We start from the raw sequence: 22,822 nt of genomic DNA, 5'->3' as shown, positions 1-22,822 counted from the left end.
TCTGTCGACGTAATCCTACGCTTGCCGGAATGAAAAGATGATAGACGTTCCTCATCCGCTCGTCGAAAAACATTTCGCTTCAGCCGTTTGATGCGGATTAGTCCAGAAGGTTACGCACCGGCCGCGCAAGCAGATTCCATCCCACGCACCATGGGACCAACCCTCAACGTGGAAAAAAGAAACGCCGCCCGAACCAAACCCGAGCGGCGCCACAAAGAGGAACAATCCCACACATCCACACGGACGAACCAACGACTACGCCACATCGCTCCAGTCAAGAATCACCTTGCCCGAGTTCCCCGTACGCATCGCCTCAAACCCGTCCTCATAGTCCCGCCAGTTCATCCTGTGCGTAATTACCCCGGAGATATCCAGCCCACTCTCCAGCATCACCGTCATCTTGTACCAGGTCTCGTACATCTCGCGCCCATAGATCCCCCGAATCGTCAGTTGATTGAACACCACCTGGTTCCAGTTGATCGAGATGTCCTCCGACGGAATGCCCAGCATCGCAATCTTCGCGCCATGGCTCATATTGCTCAGCATCTCGCGAAAGGCGTTCGGGTTGCCGGACATCTCCAACCCCACGTCGAACCCCTCCTGCATATGCAACTGCGTCTGAATCTCCTTCAGCGGAGTAGCCCGCGGATCGACCGCCAGCGTCACCCCCACCTTCTCCGCCAGCTTCCGCCTGTACTCATTCGGGTCCGAGATCACCACGTGCCGCGCACCCGCATGCCGAGCCACCGCCGCAGCCATAATCCCAATCGGCCCCGCGCCCGTCACCAGCACATCCTCACCCAGCACCGGAAACGCCAGCGCTGTATGCACCGCATTGCCCAGCGGATCGAAGATCGCCGCAATCTCACGCGGCACGCCTGCGCTGTGGATCCAGATATTCGACATCGGCAGCACAATATATTCCGCGAACGCGCCGTTCCGGTTCACCCCTACCCCCAGCGTATGCGCGCACAGATGCCGACGCCCCGCCAGGCAGTTCCGGCAGCGTCCGCACACCACATGCCCCTCCCCGCTCACCAGTTGGCCGATCGGTATGTCGGTCACGTTCGAACCCACCGCAACCACCTCGCCCACAAACTCATGCCCGATCGTCAAACCCTTCTTGATCGTCGATCGCGCCCACGCGTCCCACTCGTAGATGTGCAGATCCGTCCCGCAGATGCCGGTCGCCAGCACGCGAATCTTGACGTCGTTGATGCCCATCTCCGGTTCGGGAACATCCTCCAGCCATAGACCGCGCTCTTCGCGGCTCTTTACTAAAGCTTTCACTTGAGAGTTACCTTTCCTGTCGCTAACTAGAAGCCACATCGCACCCTAAAATCAATCGAGGGCGCACAAATCCATCTTAGTCGGTCACCCTATCACTGCCTATCGCAGTCCGCCCGACACCCGCAATCCCGTCGCCCGCTTCCTTTCGCGGCCATAAGCACCCTTCACCCACGAACACCGAAACGAACTACGCCTCACCTCACCGAAGAACCAAGCGCCGAACCTGATCACAGCGAAACCTCCCTTGACGCCCAGACAAATCATTGACAAAGCCGCGTCCGTGCCATAGAAAGGGTGCTGGGTAAACGATTTCTCAAACCTCGGACATACTCCCGAACAGCCGAAATCAGACAAAAAGCATCACCCCGAAGGAGCAAAGCGTGGCAATCGTAGCAGGAGTCGACTTCGGAACACTCAGCGTTCGCGTAACCCTCCTCGACAGCGAGCGTGGACGCCTCGGCACCTCCTCCGCTGAATACCCCCTCGCGCGCCGCCGCGAAGACCCCGACTACGCCACCCAGTCCCATCAGGACCAGATGAACGCGCTCGCCCAGGCCACCCGCAATGTCCTCGAGCAAGCCCACGTCAACGGCCAGGACATCGCCGCCATCGCACTCGACACCACCGGCTCCAGCGTCATCCCCGTCGACGCCAATCTCCAGCCACTCGACGATTACTACCTCTGGTGCGATCATCGCGCCCACGAAGAGGCCCGCCAGATCACCGAACTCGCCCTCGCCGAGAACCTCGAAGCCATCCACTGGTGCGGCGACGTTTACTCGCACGAGTGGGGCTTCGCCAAACTCCTGCACTGGCTCCGTCACAACCCCGACAAGCGCCAGAGATTCGCCACCGCCCTCGAACACTGCGACATGGTCGCCGCCACCCTCGCAGGCATCACCGACCCCGCCAAGGTCAAACGCAGCATCTGCGCCATGGGCCACAAGTGGATGTGGAACCCCAAGTGGGACGGTCTTCCCCCACAATCCTTCCTCTCCAAGGTCGATCCCCTCTTCGACGGCATCCGCGAAAAACTCAACGGCGAATACCTCACCTCCAACGCCATCGCCGGAACCCTCTCGGAAAAGTGGGCCGCCGAGATGGGCCTCAAACCCGGTATCCCCATCCCCGTCGGAGCCTTCGACGCCCACTGGGACGCCATCGGCGCAGGCTGCCGCGAGGGCGACGTCGTCAACGTCGTCGGCACCTCCACCTGCATCATCGCCATGGCAAAAAAAACCGAGCTCGTCCCCGGTGTCTGCGGCGTCGTCCCCGGCAGCGTTCACCCCGGCTACACCGGCATCGAAGCCGGCCTCTCCGCCACCGGAGACATCTTCGAAGCCATCGCCCGCCGCGCCGGAACTAAAGTCCGCGACCTCGCCCAGGGCCTCGATCAATACCGCGCCGGACAAACCGGCCTCCTCCGCCTCAGCTGGGACAACGGCGACCGCACCGTCCTCGTCAACCCCGAACTCGGCGGCGTCACCTTCGGCTGGAACCTCCTCCACACCGCCCAGGACGAGCTCTTCGCCGCCATCGAAGGCACCGCCTTCCACACCCGCATCATCCTCGAACGCATGGCCGAACACGGCGTCCCCGTAGCCCGCGTCATCAACGCCGGAGGCATCCCGCAAAACAACGCCGTCCTCAACCAGATCTACGCCGACGTCCTCAACAAACCCGTCCTCGTCCCCGACGGCGCCCCCACCAGCCTCGGCTCCGGCATCTTCGCCCTCCTCGCCGCCGGAGCCTTCCACACCATCGAAGAAGCCCAGCAAGCCATCTGCCTCCCCTATCGCACCTACACCCCGCAGCCGCACGCCGTCGCCGTCTACAACGAGCTCTACCCCCTCTACCGCAGCGCCTACTTCGCTCTCGGTCAACCAACAGCCGCATCCGCATCCCTCGGTACCATCCTTCCCGAGCTGCGAAGAATCGCCGCCGCAGCCCGTATCCAGAAAACCAGTAGCAAGGAGGCCGAAAATACCATCACCGCACCGGATCATCTGATCCAATAAGCTAAGCTGTATCCGCACCTCTGGAAGACGAGAAGACAAAACCACTCATGGCCGAGAAGAAACCTAAAACGACGAGGGCCGCACGCAAGACCTCGGAACGCATGGACATCCGCACCATCGCCACCGCGGCCAATGTATCCATCGCCACCGTCTCGCGCACCATCAACCGCGTCCCCACCGTCAACCCCAAGATCGCCAAGCGCGTGTGGGAGGTCATCGACCGCCTCGACTACTTCCCCAACACCCAGGCCCGCGCCCTCGTCTCCGGACGCAGCCGTATCTTCGGCCTCATCGTCTCCGAGATCACCAACCCCTTCTTCCCCGAGCTCATCCAGGGCTTCGAAGACATCGCCGTCGAGCACGGCTACGAGATCCTCGTCAGCTCCACCAACTACGATCCCCAGCGCATGACCCACTGCATCCGCCGCATGCTCGAGCGCAAAGTCGAAGGCGTCGCCATCATGACCTTCGGCATCGAAGAGCCCCTCCTCGAGCAGCTCGCCAGCCGCAACGTCCCCCTCGTCTTCATCGACGTAGGCCCCGAGCGCCCCGGCATCAGCATCCTCAAAGTCGACTATCAGCACGGCATCCGCCAGGGCGTGCAGCACCTCGCCGCCCTCGGCCACCGCCGCATCTCCTTCATCAGCGGCCCCAAGCGCCTCCACTCCGCCCAATCCCGCGCCGCCGCCTTCTCCGCAGCCCTGCAGGAGTGCGGCATCGCCGTCGACGCCTCCACCATCATCGAAGGCGACCACACCATGGAGGGCGGCATCGCCGCAACCGAAAAGCTCCTCGCCGCCAAAAACCGTCCCACCGCCGTCATGTGCTCCAACGACATGACCGCCATCGGCGTCCTCCACAAGCTCTACCGCGCCGGCCTCCGCGTCCCCGATGATCTCTCCGTCATCGGCTTCGACGACATCCACATCGCCCAGGTCACCATCCCGCCCCTCACCACCATCCAGATGTCCCGCTTCGACATCGCCCGCGCCGCCGTCACCGCCCTCCGCAACCACGTAGCCCACTCCAGCGACTCCCACCCGCAGCGCGAGTACAACATCGAGACCAGCCTCATCGTCAGAGAGTCCACCGGCTTCCCCCACGGCGCCATGACCGACCTGCGCAAGACCAGGCCCAAACCCGCCATCAAGCGCTGACCCACCCACCTCCGCAACCTTCTATTCACTCCCACGCTATAAGATGGTTGAGTCGCGAATCTTCCAGATATCACCACGCGCCCGCATCTCAATTTATCCGACGAGACCTATGCTCTATCCCACCGATGACCTTCGCATCACCTGGACCAAAGTCGTCCTCCCGCCCGTAGTCCTCGAAGACGAGCTCCCCCTCACCGAAGCCTCCTCCGCCACCGTCTTCAAGGCGCGCAACGAGATCATCGACATCCTCAACGGCCGCGACCACCGCCTCATCGTCATAGTCGGCCCCTGCTCCATCCACGACACCGAAGCCGCCCGCGCCTACGCCGAGCTCCTCAAATCCGCCATCGCCGAGCACTCCCGCGAGCTCTGCCTCATCATGCGCGTCTACTTCGAAAAGCCCCGCACCACCCTCGGCTGGAAGGGCCTCATCAACGATCCCTACCTCGACGAGTCCTTCAAGATTAACGACGGCCTCCGCAAAGCCCGCCACCTCCTCCTCGACCTCGCCGACATGGGCGTCCCCGCCGGCACCGAGTTCCTCGACATGATCTCCCCCCAGTACGTCGCCAACCTCGTCTCCTGGGGGGCCATCGGCGCCCGCACCACCGAGAGCCAGGTCCACCGCGAACTCGTCTCCGGCCTCTCCTGCCCCGTCGGCTTCAAAAACGGCACCTCCGGGAACGTCCAGATCGCCATCGAGGCCATCCTCTCCGCCAACCAGCCCCACAACTTCCTCGGCCACACCAAGCACGGCCAGACCGCCATCTTCGTCACCAAGGGAAATCCCGACTGCCACATCATCCTCCGCGGCGGACGCAACACCACCAACTACGACGCCGCAGCCGTCGAAGACACCTGCAACCAGATGATCAAAGCCGGCATCCGCCCTCAGGTCATGATCGACTGCAGCCACGCCAACAGCCACAAGGATCACACCCAGCAATCAGCCGTATGCCGCAACGTCGCCGCTCAGGTCGCAGGCGGCGACAAGCGCATCATCGGCGTCATGCTCGAGAGCAACCTCGTCGCCGGAGCCCAGAAACTCATCCCCGGCCAACCCCTCACCTACGGCCAATCCATCACCGACGCCTGCATCGACTGGCCCGAGACCAAAATCGCCCTCGCCCACCTCGCCGCCGCCGTCCGCACCGCCCGCAGCACCTAATACCGCCGAAACTTTATCGTTCTTTGGGACCGCCAAAATCACCGAATCGGACTGCTGCTGGGAAGCACGCGAATAATAGCCATCATTCCGCTATCTTCATGCCCCAGAATATGACAGTGATATACAAAGTCGCCGATGTCGGGCCCGCGGAAGTCCATCCTTAGTTTCACGCTGGGATATGGTCCGCTCCCCTTCCAGTAGGGAACGTTGATCATGTCGCGATACTGCCCTTCCACCGTCTTGCCATCACGCTCGAGCACCAGAAAATGAATCTGGTGAATGTGGAACTCGTGGTTTTCAAGAGCCCGGTTTTCAATAGTCCAGTCTTCTACGGATCCCTGCGTGGTAACGATCGCAGGCGGATTATCGGGATCGAACAGCGTCGGCTTCGCTCCATCCACGGTGATGTAAAAGTTAGTTGGGCTGTTAGGGTCCGTCGGATCCGAAAGCACCTCAGAGAAGTAGAGCTTCCTCTGCGTAACAGGCTTAGCCTTCGCCAATCCCTCAAAACGCATGTGCAGAGGCGGTGGTGCCGAGACGTTCGCAACGGTAAGCGATGGATTAGCCGCGCCTTCATTGACCTTTAGCGTCGCCAGTGGACGTTGCGGATCATTATCTCCGTCCGGACCTGTGTCTACATTCAAGGTCAGCAACATAGCGCTTTTCACACTCTTCGGCGGCGCTCTAAGGATGAACTCCACTCGAGCCGCTGGAGCGAGAAGAAAGTGTTTTTTGGATAACGTCCTTCCCTCGAACTCCCCATCCTTCGACCCGGTCGGAACACCGTCAATCGCGACTACCTGCAGATCTTGCGCTACCCCGTCATACTGAACCTGCAAGTCGAGGATCGTGTCTGCCGCGGCGTTTACGACACGCCAGAACTGCTTCTGCAAAGGCCTGACTGGAATCACCACAGGCTTGTACTCCGGATAAGCCACCGGGCTATAGTTGAGCGAAAGATCCCATGCCGGCACATCGTCCCCATTAGGAGCTCCGGGGACCAGGTTGTCCCGAATAATCAGCGTCCGCTCAGACAGCCCCGCTACGTCGTGATTAATATTTTCAACTCCTTCCACGACGATGGCACCTGAGGCGCCTCCTTGAACCGCTGCCTCAGAGATTCCGTGAATATGCGGATGGTACCAGTAGAGTCCTGGCGGCTCATCAAGGGGAAAATGCACGTCGTATTGAAAGGTCTCACCTGCATTGATGAGCGTCTTAATCACTTCATCCTGATGGCAGGTCGGCGGCGTATTCGTCCCGTGATAGTGAAGATTCGTGGACGTGTCGGTCATGACCATCCCACCGCAGTTCGGAGACGCTTCATGAGACTGCCCTGAGATGCTGAACTCCGGCAGAGCACCCATGCCCGGCATCGCATGCTTCTGGAAAGACGGTGTCGTAGAAGATGGCAGCGCGTTCGTCAGCTTCACCATCAGTTCGTCGCCAGGGTAAACATGCAGCGTAGGCGACTGGCTTCCATCTTCACTCATGTAACAGTACAAAGTATTTCCATACTGATCGACGCGAGTCTCATAAGTGAAGCTCACCTGCAGAACTCCATGACTGCTAAAAAGGTCTTTGGGCTCAACCAAAATACTGCCTGCTTCATAACGAGGACACGGAGTGCGATCCGGGGACTTGAACGCGGCGGCATAACCCTCCCTCGTCGAAAAAGCAGATACGAAACACACTAACGCTAAAGCCACGAATAGGATCTTTCGCTTCATGGTCGTCCTCCTGAGCGATTAATTTTGGCCGGAAGGGTGCCCTGCGATCAGCGATCGTTATCAGCGGACACTTGAATAAGTTCATGTTCGGTTGAATCCTGGCCGCGAAGAGGAGTGAGCCGGCAGGCTCTCATGCAGAGGAGGGTCTGCCGGCGCATAAAACATCTCAAAGGAGCTGATCTATAAAGCGAGCCGACGTCTCACCGCCTCACAGAAACCCGCCAGACCTGTTCCAAGCAAAACAAACGTGCTCGGTTCAGGTACGGCAGAGGGAGGACCGACCACCACCTGAGAAGGTACAAGCGCTTCTTCCAGGGAGAAGTACGTGTTCCCTCCGCCAGCAGCAAGCGGCGTAACGAAATCGACCGTCCCCATCGAGAAGGTAGGGTCAATGTTTGTGAAGAAACTGTCAGGACCGCCGTAGCCACTGGTATCGCTTGCATTACCAGGAGCTCCAAAAGTATTGATGCCATCGCCGTCGAAACCGAAGATGTCAGTGTTTGAACTAAGGTTAATCATGCTTAAAGCGCTGCTAGAGTTGTTGATGATTCCAATGAGCGTGTCATCAGAGCCATCGTAGGTTCCACCGCCAAGCGAAAAGCTCGGTCCGGCCGCTACCGAAGTTCCGCTATTCGTAACGGTGATGACCAGATCGCATCCGGCGGTTGCATAGCCAAATGCAGGGCATAGAGGTGCTGCATGAAGGGCGCAGGGGACTAAAAGCCCAAGCGCAGCAGCAGCTGCGATGTGCAATATCTTCATCTTGATTCTCCTGTTTGCAATTTTTAAGCGGGGCCTGCGTGCTTCGACAATGGGCCTACGAGCATCGAGACAAATGGATAGGGGCCGAAAGGAGCTTACGTGGCGAAAAGGAAGGATTCGTCGAGCTTAATTTCTCGCTACCCACGTAGCCATGCAAATCAATTGCCAAACAGTTTCGCTCAAAATAAAAGAGATAATGCACAGCAATTCTGCGAACATGCAGAACATTGCGTTTCTCTATAGCGACCCTTCGCGTTTATGGGAAGCATATTACTTAAACTCGCACACCGAGGAGACTCCGTTTAAGTAGCTAAAGCTCAGCGTGAAGCAGAAGATGACTGCGTTCGAAGGCGAGGGAGTCAATAGTCGAAGGAGTAATTCGATCGCCGCTTTTATCGATCTGTCGCGTCGACCGATCCAGCTGAGTTGCACGGCGGAGATGCGCGGCGTCCAGCGTCGACAAGCAGTGGAGAGCTTGTAGAAAGGAAGAATCCGCATCTTGCTCTCCGGACGAGCGAAGCGACGTCGACCTCCTCAGCCGCAACCCCATAATCCTGCTAGCATTAAGCCTTGGCTTTTATGACGAATCCCTCCATCACCACCGATACCCCCATCCGCGTCCGCATCGCCCCCTCCCCCACCGGCGACCCCCACGTCGGCACCGCCTATATCGGCCTCATCAACTTCCTCTACGCCCGCCAGCGCGACGGCAAGTTCGTCCTCCGCATCGAAGACACCGACCGCACCCGCTTCGTCGCCACCAGCGAGCAGGAGATCTTCAACTCCCTCCGCTGGCTCGGCCTCACCTGGGACGAAGGCCCAGACGTCGGCGGCCCCTACGGCCCCTATCGCCAGTCCGAGCGCACCGACATCTACCGCCAGCACGTCCAGCTCCTGCTCGACAACGGCACCGCCTACCGCGCCTTCGAAAATCCCGAAGAGCTCGAAGACCTCCGCAAGCGCCAGCTCGCCGCCAAGCTCCCCCCGCGCTACGACGGAGCCCACCGCGAACTGTCACAGGCACAAATAGACACCTATCTCGCCGAAGGCCGTCCCTTCGTCATTCGCCTCAAAGTCCCCGCCGGCCAAACCACCTTCCGCGACGAGCTCCGCGACGACATCACCTTCGACCACAACAACGTCGACGACCAGGTCCTCATGAAGTCCGACGGCTTCCCCACCTACCACCTCGCCAACGTCGTCGACGACCACCTCATGCGCATCACCGACGTCATCCGCGCCGAAGAATGGATCTCCTCCACCCCCAAACACGTCCTCCTCTACAACGCCTTCGGCTGGGCTCTCCCCCGCTTCTGGCACATGCCCCTCCTGCGCAACCTCGACAAGTCCAAAATCTCGAAACGCAAAAATCCCGTCTCCCTCATCTACTACCGCCAGGCCGGCTTCCTCCCCGAAGCCATGATCAACTTCCTCGGCCTCATGGGCGGCGGCATGCCCGCACCAAACACCAGCGCACCCACAGACGACGCGGCGAAGCCAGCGTCCAGCGCCCCAACAAAATCCAGCGAGACCGACATCTTCTCCCTCGCCGACATGGTCGCTCGCTTCCAGGTAGAAAACATCCGTCTCGGCGGCCCCGTCTTCGACCTCACCAAACTCAAGTGGCTCAACGGCGAGTACATCCGCGCCCTCACCCCCGAAGCCTTCTACAAATCCCTCCGCGACACCATCCTCTCCGACGCCTACCTCCAGCAGATCGCCCCCCTCGTCCAGACCCGCATCGAGACCCTCGGCGAGTTCGGCAACCTCACCCACTTCCTCTTCGCCGACGACATCATGCCCCCCGCCGACGTCTTCATCCCCAAAAAGCGCACCCTCGAAGACACCCTCGCCTTCGCCGCCGAACAGCTCGCCGTCCTCGAAGCCACCGACTGGACCCACGACGCCCTCGAGCCCGCCCTCAAGCAACTCGGCGAAGCCCATCAGTGGTCCGTCAAAGAAAACTTCATGCTCCTCCGCGCCATCCTCACCGGCAGCACCATGTCCCCGCCGCTGCTCGAAAGCATGGTCGTCTTCGGCAAATCCCGCACCCTCGACCGCGTCCGCCGCTTCCTCGACACCCAGAAGAAGCTGTCTCAGGCAAGAAAGCCGTAATTGCCACATCAGCCAATAAATCGCCTGCCCCGACTATCTCTCTCAACGAGAACTCCCAACGTAGCGGCTGAAACCATACGCCAATATTGGCGTCAAACAGCCAAGACGAATCTCGTCCCCAAATTACGCTGGAAGAAAGACCTTTACCTTGTCGTCGATTGCAACCTCCTCCCCCTCTGAGACGTATCTGCCCGTCGGCACCAATGAAGAACTCGCTGGACCTCCACACATCGTCTCCCCCATCAGGCGCACTGAACGCATCTCCAGCATCGACACCCTGCGGGGATTCGCCCTGCTCGGCATCCTCGTCCTCAACATGGACAGCTTCGGCGGCCCAGAGTTCTTTCACGACATCCCCATCGGTCTGCCGAAACCGGCGTTCACCGGCCCTCACGCGCACCTCAACCTCATCGTCCTGTTCATCAAATGGATCTTCTTTGAGGGAAAGATGCGCTTCCTCTTCTCCATGCTCTTCGGTGCAGGTGTCGTGCTCTTGACCGAACGCGCGGAGCGACGCGGAGCCGCCGATCAATCGGCAGATATCTTCCTTCGCCGTAACATGTGGCTCGTTGTCTTCGGCCTGATTCACGGCACCTTCATCTGGTCCGGAGACATCCTCATGCAGTACGGCTTGACCGCGATCCTCTGCCTCTATCCCTGCCGTAGGCTCAGGCCCAAAACTCTTTTTACTGTCGGCACCTTTCTTTTACTCGTTGTCTCAACCTATGGCCTCCTGCAATACACAGGCACGACAGCAAGCATCCTTCTGAGCAGAAAACACGCCGACGTAATCGCCAGCCAAAAGGCCGGAAATCCTCTTACTCCAGAACAGAAGAAGATCGAACAGCAGTGGGCCGAGGATGTGAAAGAACATGAAGTAACGCAGCAAGGCATCGACCAGAAAATGGCAGACGCCCGAACCGGCTACATCGATCACCTGCTCGACAGAGGCGTCAACTTCGAGAAGGGCTTCGCCTCGCGGCCTCCGACTCACTCCTTTGGAGAAAGCGCGGGCATCATGCTCATCGGCATGGGCCTCTACAAAACCGGCTTCTTTGCCGCGGAGCTCTCGTTCGGCACCTATCTCTGGACAGCACTGCTCGGCTTCCTGATCTCAACCCCCCTCTACGTCATCGGACTCCTGAGGTCGTATCAAAGCGGGTTTGACTTCGCGACAGTAGAAAAATGGCTCTACCTCCCCTACAGGCTGGCAGAGTGGGCTGGAGGTCTAGCCATCGCGGCGGCCCTCCTGGCCATCATCAAAAGCGGCATCCTCCGGAAACTGCTGCGCCCCGTCGCGGCTGTAGGTCAGACAGCCTTCAGCAACTACATCCTCACCTCTCTCATCTGCCAGTTCGTCTTTTTCTGGGGTCCGTGGAAGCTCTACGGCAGAATGGAGTACTACCAGACCGCCTATGTCATCTTCGGCGTCTGGGCCGTCAACCTCATCCTCAGCCCACTCTGGCTACAGGCCTTCGAGTTCGGTCCCCTCGAATGGCTCTGGCGCTCCGCCACCTACTGGAAGCTTCAGCCGATGTGGAAAAGAATAGCCCCCAGATAAACGGCAGGCAGCCCTAAGTTCTCTATACGCGATTCGAATCGCAATAGAACTCCGTCGGGGCAGCTCTTTGCTGCTCTAAAAACTACTCCCCAACCATCCGGAATAAGTCTCCGAGACAGGTGTTTCGTCACTAATGAAAATTTTGATCGCTTCTACCTCTGTTCCAGGCCACCTGAACCCCCTGCTTGCCATTGCCAATATTCTGATGAAACACAACCATGAAGTCGTCATGCAGACAGCACCCAGTCTCAGGCCGATGGTGGAAGCTGCCGGAGTAACATTTATCCCGACTCTTTCCGTAGGTGGTGGTGATATCGGCCAGTTCCTCGCCGAGTTTCCTGAAAGGCAGCAGCAGACGCCTGGACTCGAGATGTTTTGCTTCGACATGAAATATTTCTTTGCGAGACATATCCCCGCACAGGCCGCGGGACTAGAGCTGGCCCTGCGCGACTTTCCTGCGGATATCATCCTCGCCGACTCGTTCTTCTTCGGAACCTTGCCCATGCTTCTGGATGCACCTGAGAAGCGCCCTTCGATCGTCCATCTTGGCATCACCGTACTCAACCTCGGCAGCGGAAGGAACGTCCCTCCGAGACCCGGAGCTTCGCTGGAAGAGCAACATGCAGAGCACGAGAAGCGAGAACTTCTTCTTCTGAAACCTGTTCAAGCGGCCTTTAACGCCATCCTCACAGATATGGGCTGCGGCCCGCTGCCCTGTTCTGCCACAGAGGTCATGTCGAACCTGCCCGATCTTTATCTCCATCCCGGAGTTCAAAGCTTCGAGTATCCAGAGGAGTCACCCTCCTCCTCGCCGGTACGATACATCGGCCCTCTGCCTCTGCCCCCAGGGCAGGCTTCGCTTCCGGACTGGTGGCATGAACTCGACCAGACCAAGCGCCTCGTACTTGTCACCCAGGGAACTGTCGCCAACCATGACCTTGGACAACTCGTAGGCCCCGCGTTGACCGGTCTGGCTAATGAAAAAGACCTGATCGTTCTCATCACGACAGGAGGCAAGCCGACCGAGTCCATCCCCGTCGAAATCCCGGCAAATGCTCGCGTGGCAAACTTCCTTCCCTATGAGCTGATCATGCCGAAGGTCGATCTGCTCATCACCAACGGAGGCTACGGCACCGTCAACATGGCACTCGCGCATGGCATCCCCATCATCTCCGCCGGACTCACGGAAGATAAGGAAGAGGTATCGGCGCATGTCCAGTGGGCCGGCGTCGGAATCGACCTCCGCACCAATCAGGCCACACCGGAGACAGTGCATGCAGCCGCGAGAAAGATTCTCGACACTCCCGGCTATCGAAATCAGGCGAAGAAGCTCGCACAGGAGTTCGCCAGCCACGACACAGAGAAGGAGCTGCTCACCAAAATCGAAGCCTGTCTGGAGCTCCGTTCCTCGCTGCTTCTTGCGAGATGAATAGGCTCCAATATACCGGGTGCCCCATCTCCGCGACGGCAGTGTAGTCGCGAAGGTGGGCATTCGCGTTCGGCGCGAACCGCCTTTCCTGCCCGGCTATATTCAGTGAGGAATGGCCGAAACATCCTCACCCTTCCGCACACTCGCGTGTCGTGGAGATATCTCGGGAGGTGGGCACTCCGCCCCATCCAGTCTGCTCACTCCTAAGACTCTCCACACACCCTGAACTACGACAAACCACTGCAGGTTTCTTGTGACGTAAGCATGTCGTCCACATCAGCAAAGCGCTTCTGTACTCCAGGGAAGGTCAACGGTTCCCAGCGCCTCACGGTCTCTCCGCGAGCGTTACTCACTTCGATAATCAGATTCCCACCATGTTGCTTCATCACCTCGCGCCACGCGACAAGTTCCGCTAAATCCTCCTGCTCGGACGCTGTTGCATACAAACTCACAAATGGAGTCTGAGCGAGCGCGTCGTACACCGTTGCAGCCTGCCCAAACCCAAGCGGACGCCCCCCGCGAAAATAGGTAGCCGCTGCGGCCGATGAGGCCAGCTGTGGCACCATGCTGTGTGGGCTCGTCCAGATCCCCTGAATCACTCGGCTATGAGGAGCCGACGTGATACTGCAACTTCTGTCTACGACATGCGTGGACTCATGCAGCAGCACGTACGTTAGAGCATCCGTGCCTATCCCCTTGACTGCGACTGTGAGTCCGGAACCATCAGCCGTAAACACCCTGCGCTCTTTCGTCGTCAAAAAGGTAGAGAGCGACTCGTCCAAAAGGCTGGCGCGAAGCGTGATGTCATAAAGCCCCGTCTTTGCAGACTCTGAAGTAAGCCCCGTGCCTTCACCTGGAACTCCGTCGACGAATGCAAGGGTGTGCAGCTTTTTCTCGAGCACATGCCTCGTCAAGTCTGGAAGCGAAGCCAACACAGCCTCCATCTTCGCTCGCTCCGAAGCAGTCAGGGTATGTGGCCTGATCTCTTCCATCCCCGCTTTTTTGAAATCATCGAGAGCCACGTCCGATGGCGGTCCGACACGGGCCATCAACTCCTGAACTCCTGCTGCTTCGCTCTGCGGAGAATCCCGCTGCGCAGCATACGCGAGCGGTACCAGTGCGATGCCCAGTGTTGCCGACATAACCCGCAAACGCATCCATCGGCGTCGCTTCAGACCCGTGGGTACATCCTTGACCTTCGAAATCTTCAGTGGTGTGACGAGCATCTGTTAATCCTTATCTTTGAACACAAGTTGCCCTCGTAATCAGGGTGTATCGACATATTGTGCGTGGCTAGGCGGTTGATTGTTATGAGAAGTGGCATCCTGAGCGGAGGCTCTTGCAGTTTATCGCGAGAGGCCAGTCGAAGGACCTGTGTTTGTCTCGCGCAGCCTATCCTCGACACCTCCACGACACAGCAAAAGCCAATGGGTCGGTACACTCTTGGATGAACTTGCATGGAGAAGATCATGACGACAGCAGATCACCTCAAGCACCTCGAAGAACGACTCGTCGCCCCATCCGTCCGCCGCGACCCCACACAAGTAGCCCCACTCCTCGCAGACGACTTCAGAGAGTTCGGCAGCTCCGGCCGCGTCTTCGACAAAGCTACCATCCTGGAAGACCTCCAGAACGAGCTCACCCGCCCCGCCTCTCTCCTAAGCGACTTCGCAAGCCGCGAGATCTCCCCCACCACTGTCCTCCTGACCTACAAAGCCACCCGCCGAAGCTCCTCCGGCGAGACCATCGGCCAATCCTGGCGCAGCTCCCTCTGGGTCTGCCTCGACGGCGCCTGGCAGATCATCTTCCACCAGGGCACCCCCATCCCGCAGGAAGCGCTCCCTCCCAAAAAATAAATCAAAAAAAACTGTCGTACTTTCCCGCCCCCGAAAGGCGACCGCGAAGCCACCACGTTCACCACACCAACCACCACAATCTCACCAGCGAAAAACCACGCCCAGCACCACGCATATCCCAAAACACCCTAAAAAACGCCCACAAAACAACAAAAATGCCCCGGCCACCACCGGAGCATTTTTTCTACAAAACTACCGCTCAACTCGCCTTGAACATCTGCTTGATCCCCCGCAGCGCCTGCCGTGTCCGCTCCTCGTTTTCAATCAGCGAAAACCGCACATGCCCATCCCCATGCTCGCCAAACCCAATCCCCGGCGACACCGCCACCTTCGCCTCCAGCAGCAGCTTCTTCGAAAACTCAACCGACCCTAACCCCTTATACTGCTCAGGGATACGAGCCCAAGCAAACATCGTCGCCTTCGGCAGATCCACCGCCCAACCCAGCTTGTTCAGCCCCGGAACCAGTACATCCCTCCGGCACTTATACGTCTCCACAATCTCCGCCACACACTCCTGCGGCCCCTCCAGCGCAGCGATCGAAGCCACCTGAATCGGCGTAAACGTCCCATAATCAAAGTAACTTTTGATCCGCCCCAGCGCCGAAACCAGCTGCTTGTTACCCACCATGAAACCCACCCGCCATCCCGGCATGTTGTAGCTCTTCGACAGCGTAAAGAACTCCACCGCAACCTCTTTAGCACCAGCAACTTCCAGGATGCTCGGAGCCCGATACCCATCGAACACCAGATCCGCATACGCGAGATCGTGGATGATAAAGATCCCCAGCTCCCTGCACAATGCAACGATCCGCTCAAAAAAAGAAAGCTCCACGCACTGCGCCGTAGGATTCGAAGGGAAGTTCAGAATCAACAACTTAGGCCGAGGCTCCATACGCGGCAACTGATACTCCAGCTGCTCCAGCAACGAGTCCGCCGTTCCATCTTGCATCGGAATGCTCTGCACCTTCGACCCAGCGATCACAGGCCCAAAGATATGAATAGGATAGCTCGGATTCGGCACCGCAACCGTATCCTCGTCATCCAGAACCGCCAGGCAAAGATGCGCAATCCCTTCCTTCGATCCGATGGTGACAATCGCCTCCGTCTCTGGGTCCAGATCCACGTTATATCTCGTTTTATACCAGTTACATATCGACCGCCGCAGACGCGGAATCCCACGCGACAAAGAGTACCGATGCGTAGCCGTCTTCTGCGCCGCCTCAATCAATTTATCGACGATATGCTTCGGCGTAGCGCCATCAGGATTCCCCATCCCGAAGTCGATAATGTCCTCGCCCCGCTTCCGTGCCGCGGCCTTCAGCTCGCTGGTGATGTTGAATACATACGCCGGCAACCGTGTCAGCCTTCGAAACTCTTCCATCGCGTCTGCGTGCTCCTGTCCGTTTCTGTTGTATCCATGATGCCACTACACGCGCTGCCAGCACCCGCAGACGTACCGAAGCTACCAACAGAAATCCTCAGAAAAGACAGGAAAGAGACCTACTTCGCCGTAAAGATCACCTGCACCGGCAGACTCTTTGGCGGATAGCACGCCGCATGATCGCAGGCCTGATACCTCAGCGAACCCTCGATCGTATGCGCCCCGGCAGTCGCCACTACCGGCACCTTCACCGTAAACGCCCCCGAGTAAACATCCAGCTTCTCCGTCGGATCGAAGCTGAAGCTGTACGACGTCCCCGCCGGATACTCCACCGCATCCGCCTTCACTCCCGGAGCCTGTTGCAGCGCGATCTGCGTAGGAATCAGCAACTCCGACTTGGGCGTGTGCGAGTTCACATGAAACCCATCTACCACGCGGAAGTGCAGCTCCAACACACTCCGCTTCCCTGCCGCCACGCTCTGTTCCTCAGACGCATACAGCACATACGACTTCGGCTTCACAGCCGGCGCATCCAGGCTTCCCACTTGCTGAGCCAGCATCACCGGTGCAGCCAGTAACAGCCCCGCAAACGCAATCCCCAGCCGCATCACTGTCCACCCACAGCCGTAGCTGGCGCACCCGAAGCGATCATCTTCTTGATATGCGCTTCAATCTCGTCCTTGCTCCCCAAACCCGCCGTCTCTTCCACGATTACGCCACTCTTGTCGACGTAGAACGACATCGGCAGATAATCCAACCCGCCATACGCCGTCTGCACCTTTCCATCGGTCAGCAGGATAGGATAGGTAACGCCCGTCTTCTGCGCCACCTTGGCAATCGCATCTTTGCCTGCGTCAACATCATCGGCCAACCCAAGAATCTCTAGCCCCTGAGCCGCATACTGCTTATGAAACTCCTCGAACCACGGCATCTCCACCTTGCACGGTCCACACCAGGTCGCCCAGAAGTTCACCAGAACCGGCCGTCCCTTGTAGTCGCTCAGCGAGACCTTCTTGCCATCCAGCGTCATCAGGCTGAATCCCGGAGCCACCTTCCCCCGCATCGTCGGAGCTTCGCTCTCAGGCGCACCCGAGTCCGCTTTCCCCGTATGATCGCCCTTGTCCGGCACCAAAACCACATGGTTCTCCTGAGCCTGCTGCATCGCCGCACGGCGCGCTCTGAGGTTGTGCCATCCCGCCCAAAGCAGCAGAGCGATCCCCACCACCATCACTCCAAAAACCAATCCACTCCGTCTCACGTAGGAACATCCTTCCCGCACATTCGCGATACATCAATTCTATAGAAATTAGACTCAAATCCGTTTCAAACGATACAACAACCGCATCCGGCGCTCTTACTCAACCAATCCATGAAGATCCGCAGCTCTGCGATACCCCTATCGAAGCCCTCCTCTGCTAGCATCGACATGGTTCGGCCAACATGTCCAACGAAGCCATAAGTCCTTCAGATCTCCTAAGCCCGTCCGAGTTTGTTCGCATCGAAGCTGCCGCCCTCACCGAGCTGGCTCTGCGTCTCGACGGCGTCATGGCCGCTCCGTTCACCCAGGCGATCGATCTGCTCCTCCAGTCCGCCACCAACCAGCGCCGCATCATCGTCACCGGTATCGGCAAGAGCGGCATCATTGCCCGCAAGATCGCCGCCACCCTCCGCTCTACCGGTACACCGGCCCACTTCCTTCACGCAGCCGAGGCCGTCCACGGTGACCTCGGCATGATCGCATCTGGCGACATCGTTCTCGCCCTCTCCTACAGCGGCGAAACCGAGGAACTTCTCCGTCTTTTACCCACGCTCAAACGCCTCGGCTCTTCGCTGATCACGATCAGCGGCTGCAGCACATCCTCTCTCGCCCAGGCCAGCGAGATCTTCCTCGATGCCAGCGTCTCCGTCGAAGCCTGCTCGCTCAATCTCGCTCCCACCGCCTCCACCACCGTCATGCTCGCCCTCGGCGATGCCCTCGCCCTCGAACTAAGCCGCCGCCGCGGCTGGCGCGCCGAAGACTTCGCCGATCTCCACCCCGGCGGCCGCATCGGCAAACGCCTCTCGCGGGTCCGTGAACTCATGCACACCGGAGACGCCCTCCCGCAGGTCGTAGCCTCCACACCTATGCCGCAGGTCATCTACGAGATGTCCCGCAAAAAGCTAGGCATGACCACCGTCCTCGAAGACGGCCTCCTCGCAGGCATGATCTCCGACGGAGACCTTCGCCGCCTGCTCGAACGTGACGGTCCCCTCGCTCTCGAGCACACCGCAGCCGACATCATGAACAGAACTCCGCTTACCATCAGCGGCAGCGCCCTGGCATCCTCCGCAATCGCCCTGATGGAAGAGAAAAAAATCACCTCACTCATCGTCACCGCAGGCACCGGACATGTGGAGGGCGTAGTCCATCTTCACGACCTCTGGACCCTCGAACTCACCTAAGCGCGACGAGCCTCGGCCACATCCGCTCCGCTACCACCACGTCTCCGCCTGAACTCCAAAGCTGATTCCATCGGTTCGATTCTGGTACGGAACGCCACCCACCAGACCGCGAAATCCGTTCGTCCAGTTCGCATACGTGAAGAAGGTACGCAGCACCGGCCGGCTGAAAAACTTCCGACCTGCTCCAATCTGCGGAGCAATGGTGAACTTGCGCAGCCATCCGTCAACCCGTCCATCCACCGTCGTGTTGAATCCATCCGTGTAGTCAACTCCGCCTTCGAATGCCAGCGAAATATATCTCGTAAAGAAGATCTCCGGCCTCGCCCCAAACGAGACCCAATCATTATGTCCGTGCAGCCCATCACCATCCCTGGTCCGCTGATAGATAAAGATCGGCATAATCGCGAACCTGTCATTCGGTTGAACCAGCAGGTGGTTCGTCACCTGTAGCCTCTCCGAGCTCTTCTGGTAGGTCGTCGGAATATCGACAGACGTGCTGAAGTTGCTCGCCGCTCCCGTTCCATACTGGACGACAATCGCGTTATATCCTCCATGCCACTCCAGATTCTGGTAACGCACCCCGCCCGCATAGCCGCTCGTCGTAGGAATAACCTGACCCGCGGTTGTCGTTCCGCCCTTCTCCGTTGCGTAGTCGAACCACGCACCAAGCCACCCCACATGGGCCTTCATGTCGTAGAGACGCACGTCAAGATTGTTCTTCGCAAAGTTGCCGTTCTGGGTGACGAAGTCCGGACGTGCTCCACTCAGATAGGCCACGGCCATCTTGCCGAAGTGAACATTCAGATCCTCGATTCCAGCCCCGTAACCGCTCGTATCCAGCGGATAGAAGTCATCGATCTCGATATGTTGACGCCGGTAGTATCGCTCCCCCGCCCAGAACTTCGCGGTCGGTTGAATGGCAAACAAATCCCCTGCCCTCACGAAGGCCTCGCGCAACCGAAATTGATCGTTCCCAATACCGTTCGGAAAGTTTGCGTATGTATCCGAGTTCGTCGTATTGGCTTCGATCATCACCTCGGTCTTGAACCAGGCCTTACCGGGATCTTTACCAGGATTGAGCCAGTTATTGACGAAGATAAATTCGCCATAGGTCTCGGCTTCGTTGCCCAGCCTGTACTTTGCGCCAGCCCCCGGAGCCTGAAACGCCACCATCTGACCGCCGATACTATTCGTACCTGCACCCGAGCGAAAGTAGCCATGAAACTCGAAGCTGTCTACCTGCTGGGTCAGTTTTGCAATCTTCACCTCCGCTTCATTAATGAGGTCGTACGTGGGCTCGGAGGCCAGATCTCCCTGATAATGTTGGCCGACCTGTTCAGACTGACCGAGAAAGACCTGCTTAGCCACCTGAGCCGCAAGAGCTCCCGTCGATACCGTCGTCGATGTCGCAGGAGCGCTCTGTGATGTTGTGACAGGAGGAGGAGTTGACGTGGCCGCAGGCGCTGCCGCAGCTCCGGACATAGTGGGTGCGGAAGGTGCGCTTGGCGAAGATGTCACCGCCGTCGTCGCTCCCTGTGAATTCCCTGCATTCTTTTGCATTGCCTGGTTCTGTTTATCGATCTTCTCTTCCAGATCGGCGATGCGCTTCTGAAACTCCAGTGTGGTCTGTTCGTACTGCTTCTTCAGCTCCTGCAACTGCTGACGGACATCCTCATCCGCATTCTGAGCCCTTGCAGGCAGCGTGCCCACGAAAAGTAGCACGATCATCCAGACCAACAGCCATACAAGTCGATAGGTCGGCCACATAGCTACTCGCATCGCACACCTCTACGTTAGGTTCTGAGCTGTCTCGCTCAAACACCTTCATTCAGGGCCCTGAAGTCGGCGAAACTACTGCGCGTGTCCATCCTACTGTCTCCCCGTAGAGAGCCGTTCTAATTTTCCGGTAACTCTCTTCCCACGGAACCAGCAAGTAACGTACCCGCGTATATACCGACACAGGGCCTTTTTCCATCAAAGCTTCCCAATAGCTTCTCAACATCTGGACTCTTCATCCGATCCGCAATTCGTTCACGGGAAGCTAGAATAGACCTACAGGAACAAGCCCTCGCTCAGAAGAGCCGGAAGGTCACACAGAACACATGCATCGTTGGTCTCAACTCTTTATCCCTACTCTCCGTGAAGCGCCTGCAGACGCCGAAGTCGCCAGCCACAAGCTCCTCCTCCGCGCCGGTTACGTCCGCCAGCTTGGGGCGGGCATCTACAGCTATCTCTTCCTCGGCAACCGCTCCGTCAACAAGATCATCGCCATCGTGCGTGAAGAGATGGATAAGATCGGCCAGGAGTTCTTCCTCCCTGCTCTCAATCCCAAGGACATCTGGGAAGAGAGCGGTCGCTGGTCCGGCATGGGAGACAACATGTTCCGCCTCAAGGACCGCAAGGGCGCCGAACTATGCCTCGCCATGACCCACGAGGAGATCGTCACCGATATCGCCCGCAAAGAGCTCCGCAGCTACAAGCAGCTCCCCCAGATCTGGTACCAGATCCAGACCAAGTTCCGCGACGAGCCCCGCCCCAAGGCCGGCCTCCTGCGTGTCCGCCAGTTCATCATGAAGGACGCCTACTCCTTCGACATCGACGAAGCCGGCCTCGACGTCTCCTACAACAAGCACGACCGGGCCTACCGGGCCATCTTCACCCGCTGTGGCCTCAACTTCGTAGCCGTCGAAGCCGACTCCGGCGCCATGGGCGGCTCTGCCTCGCAGGAGTTCATGGTCTACACCGAAGCCGGCGAAGACCTCATCGCCAGCAGCACATCGGGCTACGCCGCCAACCTCGAAAAAGCCACCTCGCAGCTCGCAGTGATCGAAGCTCTCGCACCCACCGGCGACGGACTGCCCGAACTTGTCCACACCCCCGGCCAGCGCACCATCGACGAGGTAGGCGCCTTCCTCAGCGTCGCGCCCGTCCACCAGATCAAGACGATGGCCTACATGGCCGAGCTCCCCGCATCCGATCACGCCAAACTCGGCAAGCTGCGCCCTATCGTCGTCTTCCTGCGCGGCGATCACTCCCTCAACGAAGCCAAACTCCTGATCATCGCCGGCGGCGAACTCCGCCCCATGACACCCGAGGAACTCGAAGCTACTTTCAAAGCTCCCGCTGGCTACCTTGGCCCCATCGGCGTCGAAGCCGCGCCGCACCCAAAGAAACCCGGCACCCTTGTCATCCTCGACAAGGCTCTCGAAGGCCGCACAAACCTCATCGCCGGAGCCAACAAAGAGGAGTACCACCTCCGCAACGTCATCCCCATGCGCGACTTCAAGCCCACTCTCGTCGCCGACGTTCGCAACATCATCGAAGGCGAACTCGACCCCATCGGCGGCCAGCCCCTGCGCCTCGGCAAAGCCGTCGAAATCGGCCACATCTTCAAACTCGGCTGCAAGTACACGCAGTCCATGGGCTCATCCGTACTCAACCGCGACGGCAAAGAAGTCACCCCCGTCATGGGCTGCTACGGCATCGGCATCGAGCGCATTCTCACCGCCGCCATCGAGTCCTCCGCCGCAGCCAACGAGGGCAGCAGCTACGCCCTCCACCCAGCCATCGCGCCCTTCCAGGTGGTCGTCACCATTACCAACGTCGGAGACGCAGCCCTCTCCGCAGCCGGAGAAAAGATCGCTGCCGAGCTCGAAGCTGCAGGCGCGGACGTCCTCCTAGACGACCGCGATGAACGTGCCGGAGTCAAGTTCAAAGACGCCGATCTCGTCGGTATCCCCTATCGAATCAACATCGGTCGCGGAGTCGCCGAGGGCAAGGTAGAATTTGTCGACCGCCTGCAGAGCATCACGGAAGAAGTCTCCATCCAAGACATCACGTCCAGGGTAACCTCCCAAATCACCTCGACGCTGCGCAACCCGCTTCCTGCAACCGCTCTCTAAACGTCAAAGAA

17 protein-coding genes are annotated in these 22,822 nt (G+C 58.9%); 9 read left to right on the top strand and 8 right to left on the bottom strand.

The window, feature by feature from the left end; genetic code table 11:
* Positions 1–255 precede the first annotated feature (255 nt).
* Positions 256–1,290 (bottom strand): L-threonine 3-dehydrogenase, encoded by a 1,035-nt coding sequence (tdh, locus tag GSQ82_RS23795; protein ID WP_158794739.1) that lies wholly within the window; start codon positions 1,288–1,290, stop codon positions 256–258.
* A 380-nt stretch (positions 1,291–1,670) separates the two neighbouring features.
* Here tdh and GSQ82_RS23790 point away from each other — a divergent pair, with 380 nt between their 5' ends.
* The 3 genes from GSQ82_RS23790 (at position 1,671) to GSQ82_RS23780 (ending at position 5,633) form a co-directional block, all read left to right on the top strand.
* On the top strand, positions 1,671–3,308 hold the full coding sequence (locus GSQ82_RS23790; RefSeq protein ID WP_158794738.1) for a ribulokinase: 1,638 nt from the start codon (positions 1,671–1,673) through the stop codon (positions 3,306–3,308).
* Positions 3,309–3,355: 47 nt separating this feature from the next.
* Positions 3,356–4,465, top strand: a complete 1,110-nt coding sequence (locus GSQ82_RS23785) for a LacI family DNA-binding transcriptional regulator (RefSeq protein ID WP_254061883.1) — start codon at positions 3,356–3,358, stop codon at positions 4,463–4,465.
* A 109-nt stretch (positions 4,466–4,574) separates the two neighbouring features.
* On the top strand, positions 4,575–5,633 hold the full coding sequence (locus tag GSQ82_RS23780; protein WP_158794737.1) for a 3-deoxy-7-phosphoheptulonate synthase: 1,059 nt from the start codon (positions 4,575–4,577) through the stop codon (positions 5,631–5,633).
* Between the two features lie 38 nt (positions 5,634–5,671).
* On the opposite strand, the gene GSQ82_RS23775 is transcribed toward GSQ82_RS23780, so the two are convergent.
* Together GSQ82_RS23775 and GSQ82_RS23770 are read right to left on the bottom strand one after the other, a co-directional pair.
* Positions 5,672–7,183: a multicopper oxidase family protein gene (locus tag GSQ82_RS23775; protein ID WP_158794736.1), complete on the bottom strand. Its 1,512-nt coding sequence runs from the start codon at positions 7,181–7,183 to the stop codon at positions 5,672–5,674.
* 360 nt (positions 7,184–7,543) lie between these two features.
* Complete coding sequence (locus GSQ82_RS23770; protein WP_158794735.1) at positions 7,544–8,125, bottom strand: PEP-CTERM sorting domain-containing protein; 582 nt, start codon at positions 8,123–8,125, stop codon at positions 7,544–7,546.
* Between the two features lie 579 nt (positions 8,126–8,704).
* Between GSQ82_RS23770 and gltX the strand changes: the two genes are divergently transcribed.
* From gltX to GSQ82_RS23755, 3 genes are all read left to right on the top strand, one after another.
* On the top strand, positions 8,705–10,240 hold the full coding sequence (gene gltX / locus GSQ82_RS23765; protein WP_158794734.1) for a glutamate--tRNA ligase: 1,536 nt from the start codon (positions 8,705–8,707) through the stop codon (positions 10,238–10,240).
* A gap of 148 nt (positions 10,241–10,388) precedes the next feature.
* Positions 10,389–11,801: a DUF418 domain-containing protein gene (locus GSQ82_RS23760; RefSeq protein WP_158794733.1), complete on the top strand. Its 1,413-nt coding sequence runs from the start codon at positions 10,389–10,391 to the stop codon at positions 11,799–11,801.
* A gap of 133 nt (positions 11,802–11,934) precedes the next feature.
* Positions 11,935–13,230, top strand: a complete 1,296-nt coding sequence (locus GSQ82_RS23755) for a glycosyltransferase (protein WP_158794732.1) — start codon at positions 11,935–11,937, stop codon at positions 13,228–13,230.
* Positions 13,231–13,457: 227 nt separating this feature from the next.
* On the opposite strand, the gene GSQ82_RS23750 is transcribed toward GSQ82_RS23755, so the two are convergent.
* On the bottom strand, positions 13,458–14,372 hold the full coding sequence (locus GSQ82_RS23750) for a hypothetical protein (protein WP_158794731.1): 915 nt from the start codon (positions 14,370–14,372) through the stop codon (positions 13,458–13,460).
* A gap of 327 nt (positions 14,373–14,699) precedes the next feature.
* On the opposite strand from GSQ82_RS23750, the gene GSQ82_RS23745 reads away from it, so the two are divergent.
* Positions 14,700–15,086: a DUF4440 domain-containing protein gene (locus GSQ82_RS23745; RefSeq protein WP_158794730.1), complete on the top strand. Its 387-nt coding sequence runs from the start codon at positions 14,700–14,702 to the stop codon at positions 15,084–15,086.
* A 199-nt stretch (positions 15,087–15,285) separates the two neighbouring features.
* On the opposite strand, the gene alaC is transcribed toward GSQ82_RS23745, so the two are convergent.
* The 3 genes from alaC to GSQ82_RS23730 form a co-directional block, all read right to left on the bottom strand.
* Positions 15,286–16,467 carry an alanine transaminase gene (gene alaC, locus GSQ82_RS23740; protein WP_158794729.1) on the bottom strand — a complete coding sequence of 394 codons (1,182 nt, stop codon included), beginning with the start codon at positions 16,465–16,467 and terminating at the stop codon, positions 15,286–15,288.
* Positions 16,468–16,586: 119 nt separating this feature from the next.
* Positions 16,587–17,075: a protein-disulfide reductase DsbD domain-containing protein gene (locus GSQ82_RS23735; protein WP_158794728.1), complete on the bottom strand. Its 489-nt coding sequence runs from the start codon at positions 17,073–17,075 to the stop codon at positions 16,587–16,589.
* Positions 17,075–17,725: a TlpA disulfide reductase family protein gene (locus GSQ82_RS23730; RefSeq protein WP_254061882.1), complete on the bottom strand. Its 651-nt coding sequence runs from the start codon at positions 17,723–17,725 to the stop codon at positions 17,075–17,077. Before GSQ82_RS23730 ends, GSQ82_RS23735 begins: the two co-directional genes overlap by 1 nt.
* Before the next feature lie 182 nt (positions 17,726–17,907).
* Here GSQ82_RS23730 and GSQ82_RS23725 point away from each other — a divergent pair, with 182 nt between their 5' ends.
* Positions 17,908–18,909: an SIS domain-containing protein gene (locus tag GSQ82_RS23725; RefSeq protein ID WP_158794727.1), complete on the top strand. Its 1,002-nt coding sequence runs from the start codon at positions 17,908–17,910 to the stop codon at positions 18,907–18,909.
* 30 nt (positions 18,910–18,939) lie between these two features.
* On the opposite strand, the gene GSQ82_RS23720 is transcribed toward GSQ82_RS23725, so the two are convergent.
* Positions 18,940–20,688, bottom strand: a complete 1,749-nt coding sequence (locus GSQ82_RS23720; RefSeq protein ID WP_158794726.1) for a maltoporin — start codon at positions 20,686–20,688, stop codon at positions 18,940–18,942.
* 323 nt (positions 20,689–21,011) lie between these two features.
* Here GSQ82_RS23720 and GSQ82_RS23715 point away from each other — a divergent pair, with 323 nt between their 5' ends.
* Complete coding sequence (locus GSQ82_RS23715) at positions 21,012–22,811, top strand: proline--tRNA ligase (RefSeq protein WP_158794725.1); 1,800 nt, start codon at positions 21,012–21,014, stop codon at positions 22,809–22,811.
* Positions 22,812–22,822 lie beyond the last annotated feature (11 nt).

It is taken from the genome of Granulicella sp. L60, assembly GCF_009765825.1.
Taxonomy (GTDB): domain Bacteria; phylum Acidobacteriota; class Terriglobia; order Terriglobales; family Acidobacteriaceae; genus Edaphobacter.
The sequence above is the reverse complement of the archived record's forward strand: the minus strand, read 5'-3'. Positions and strand labels throughout refer to the sequence as shown.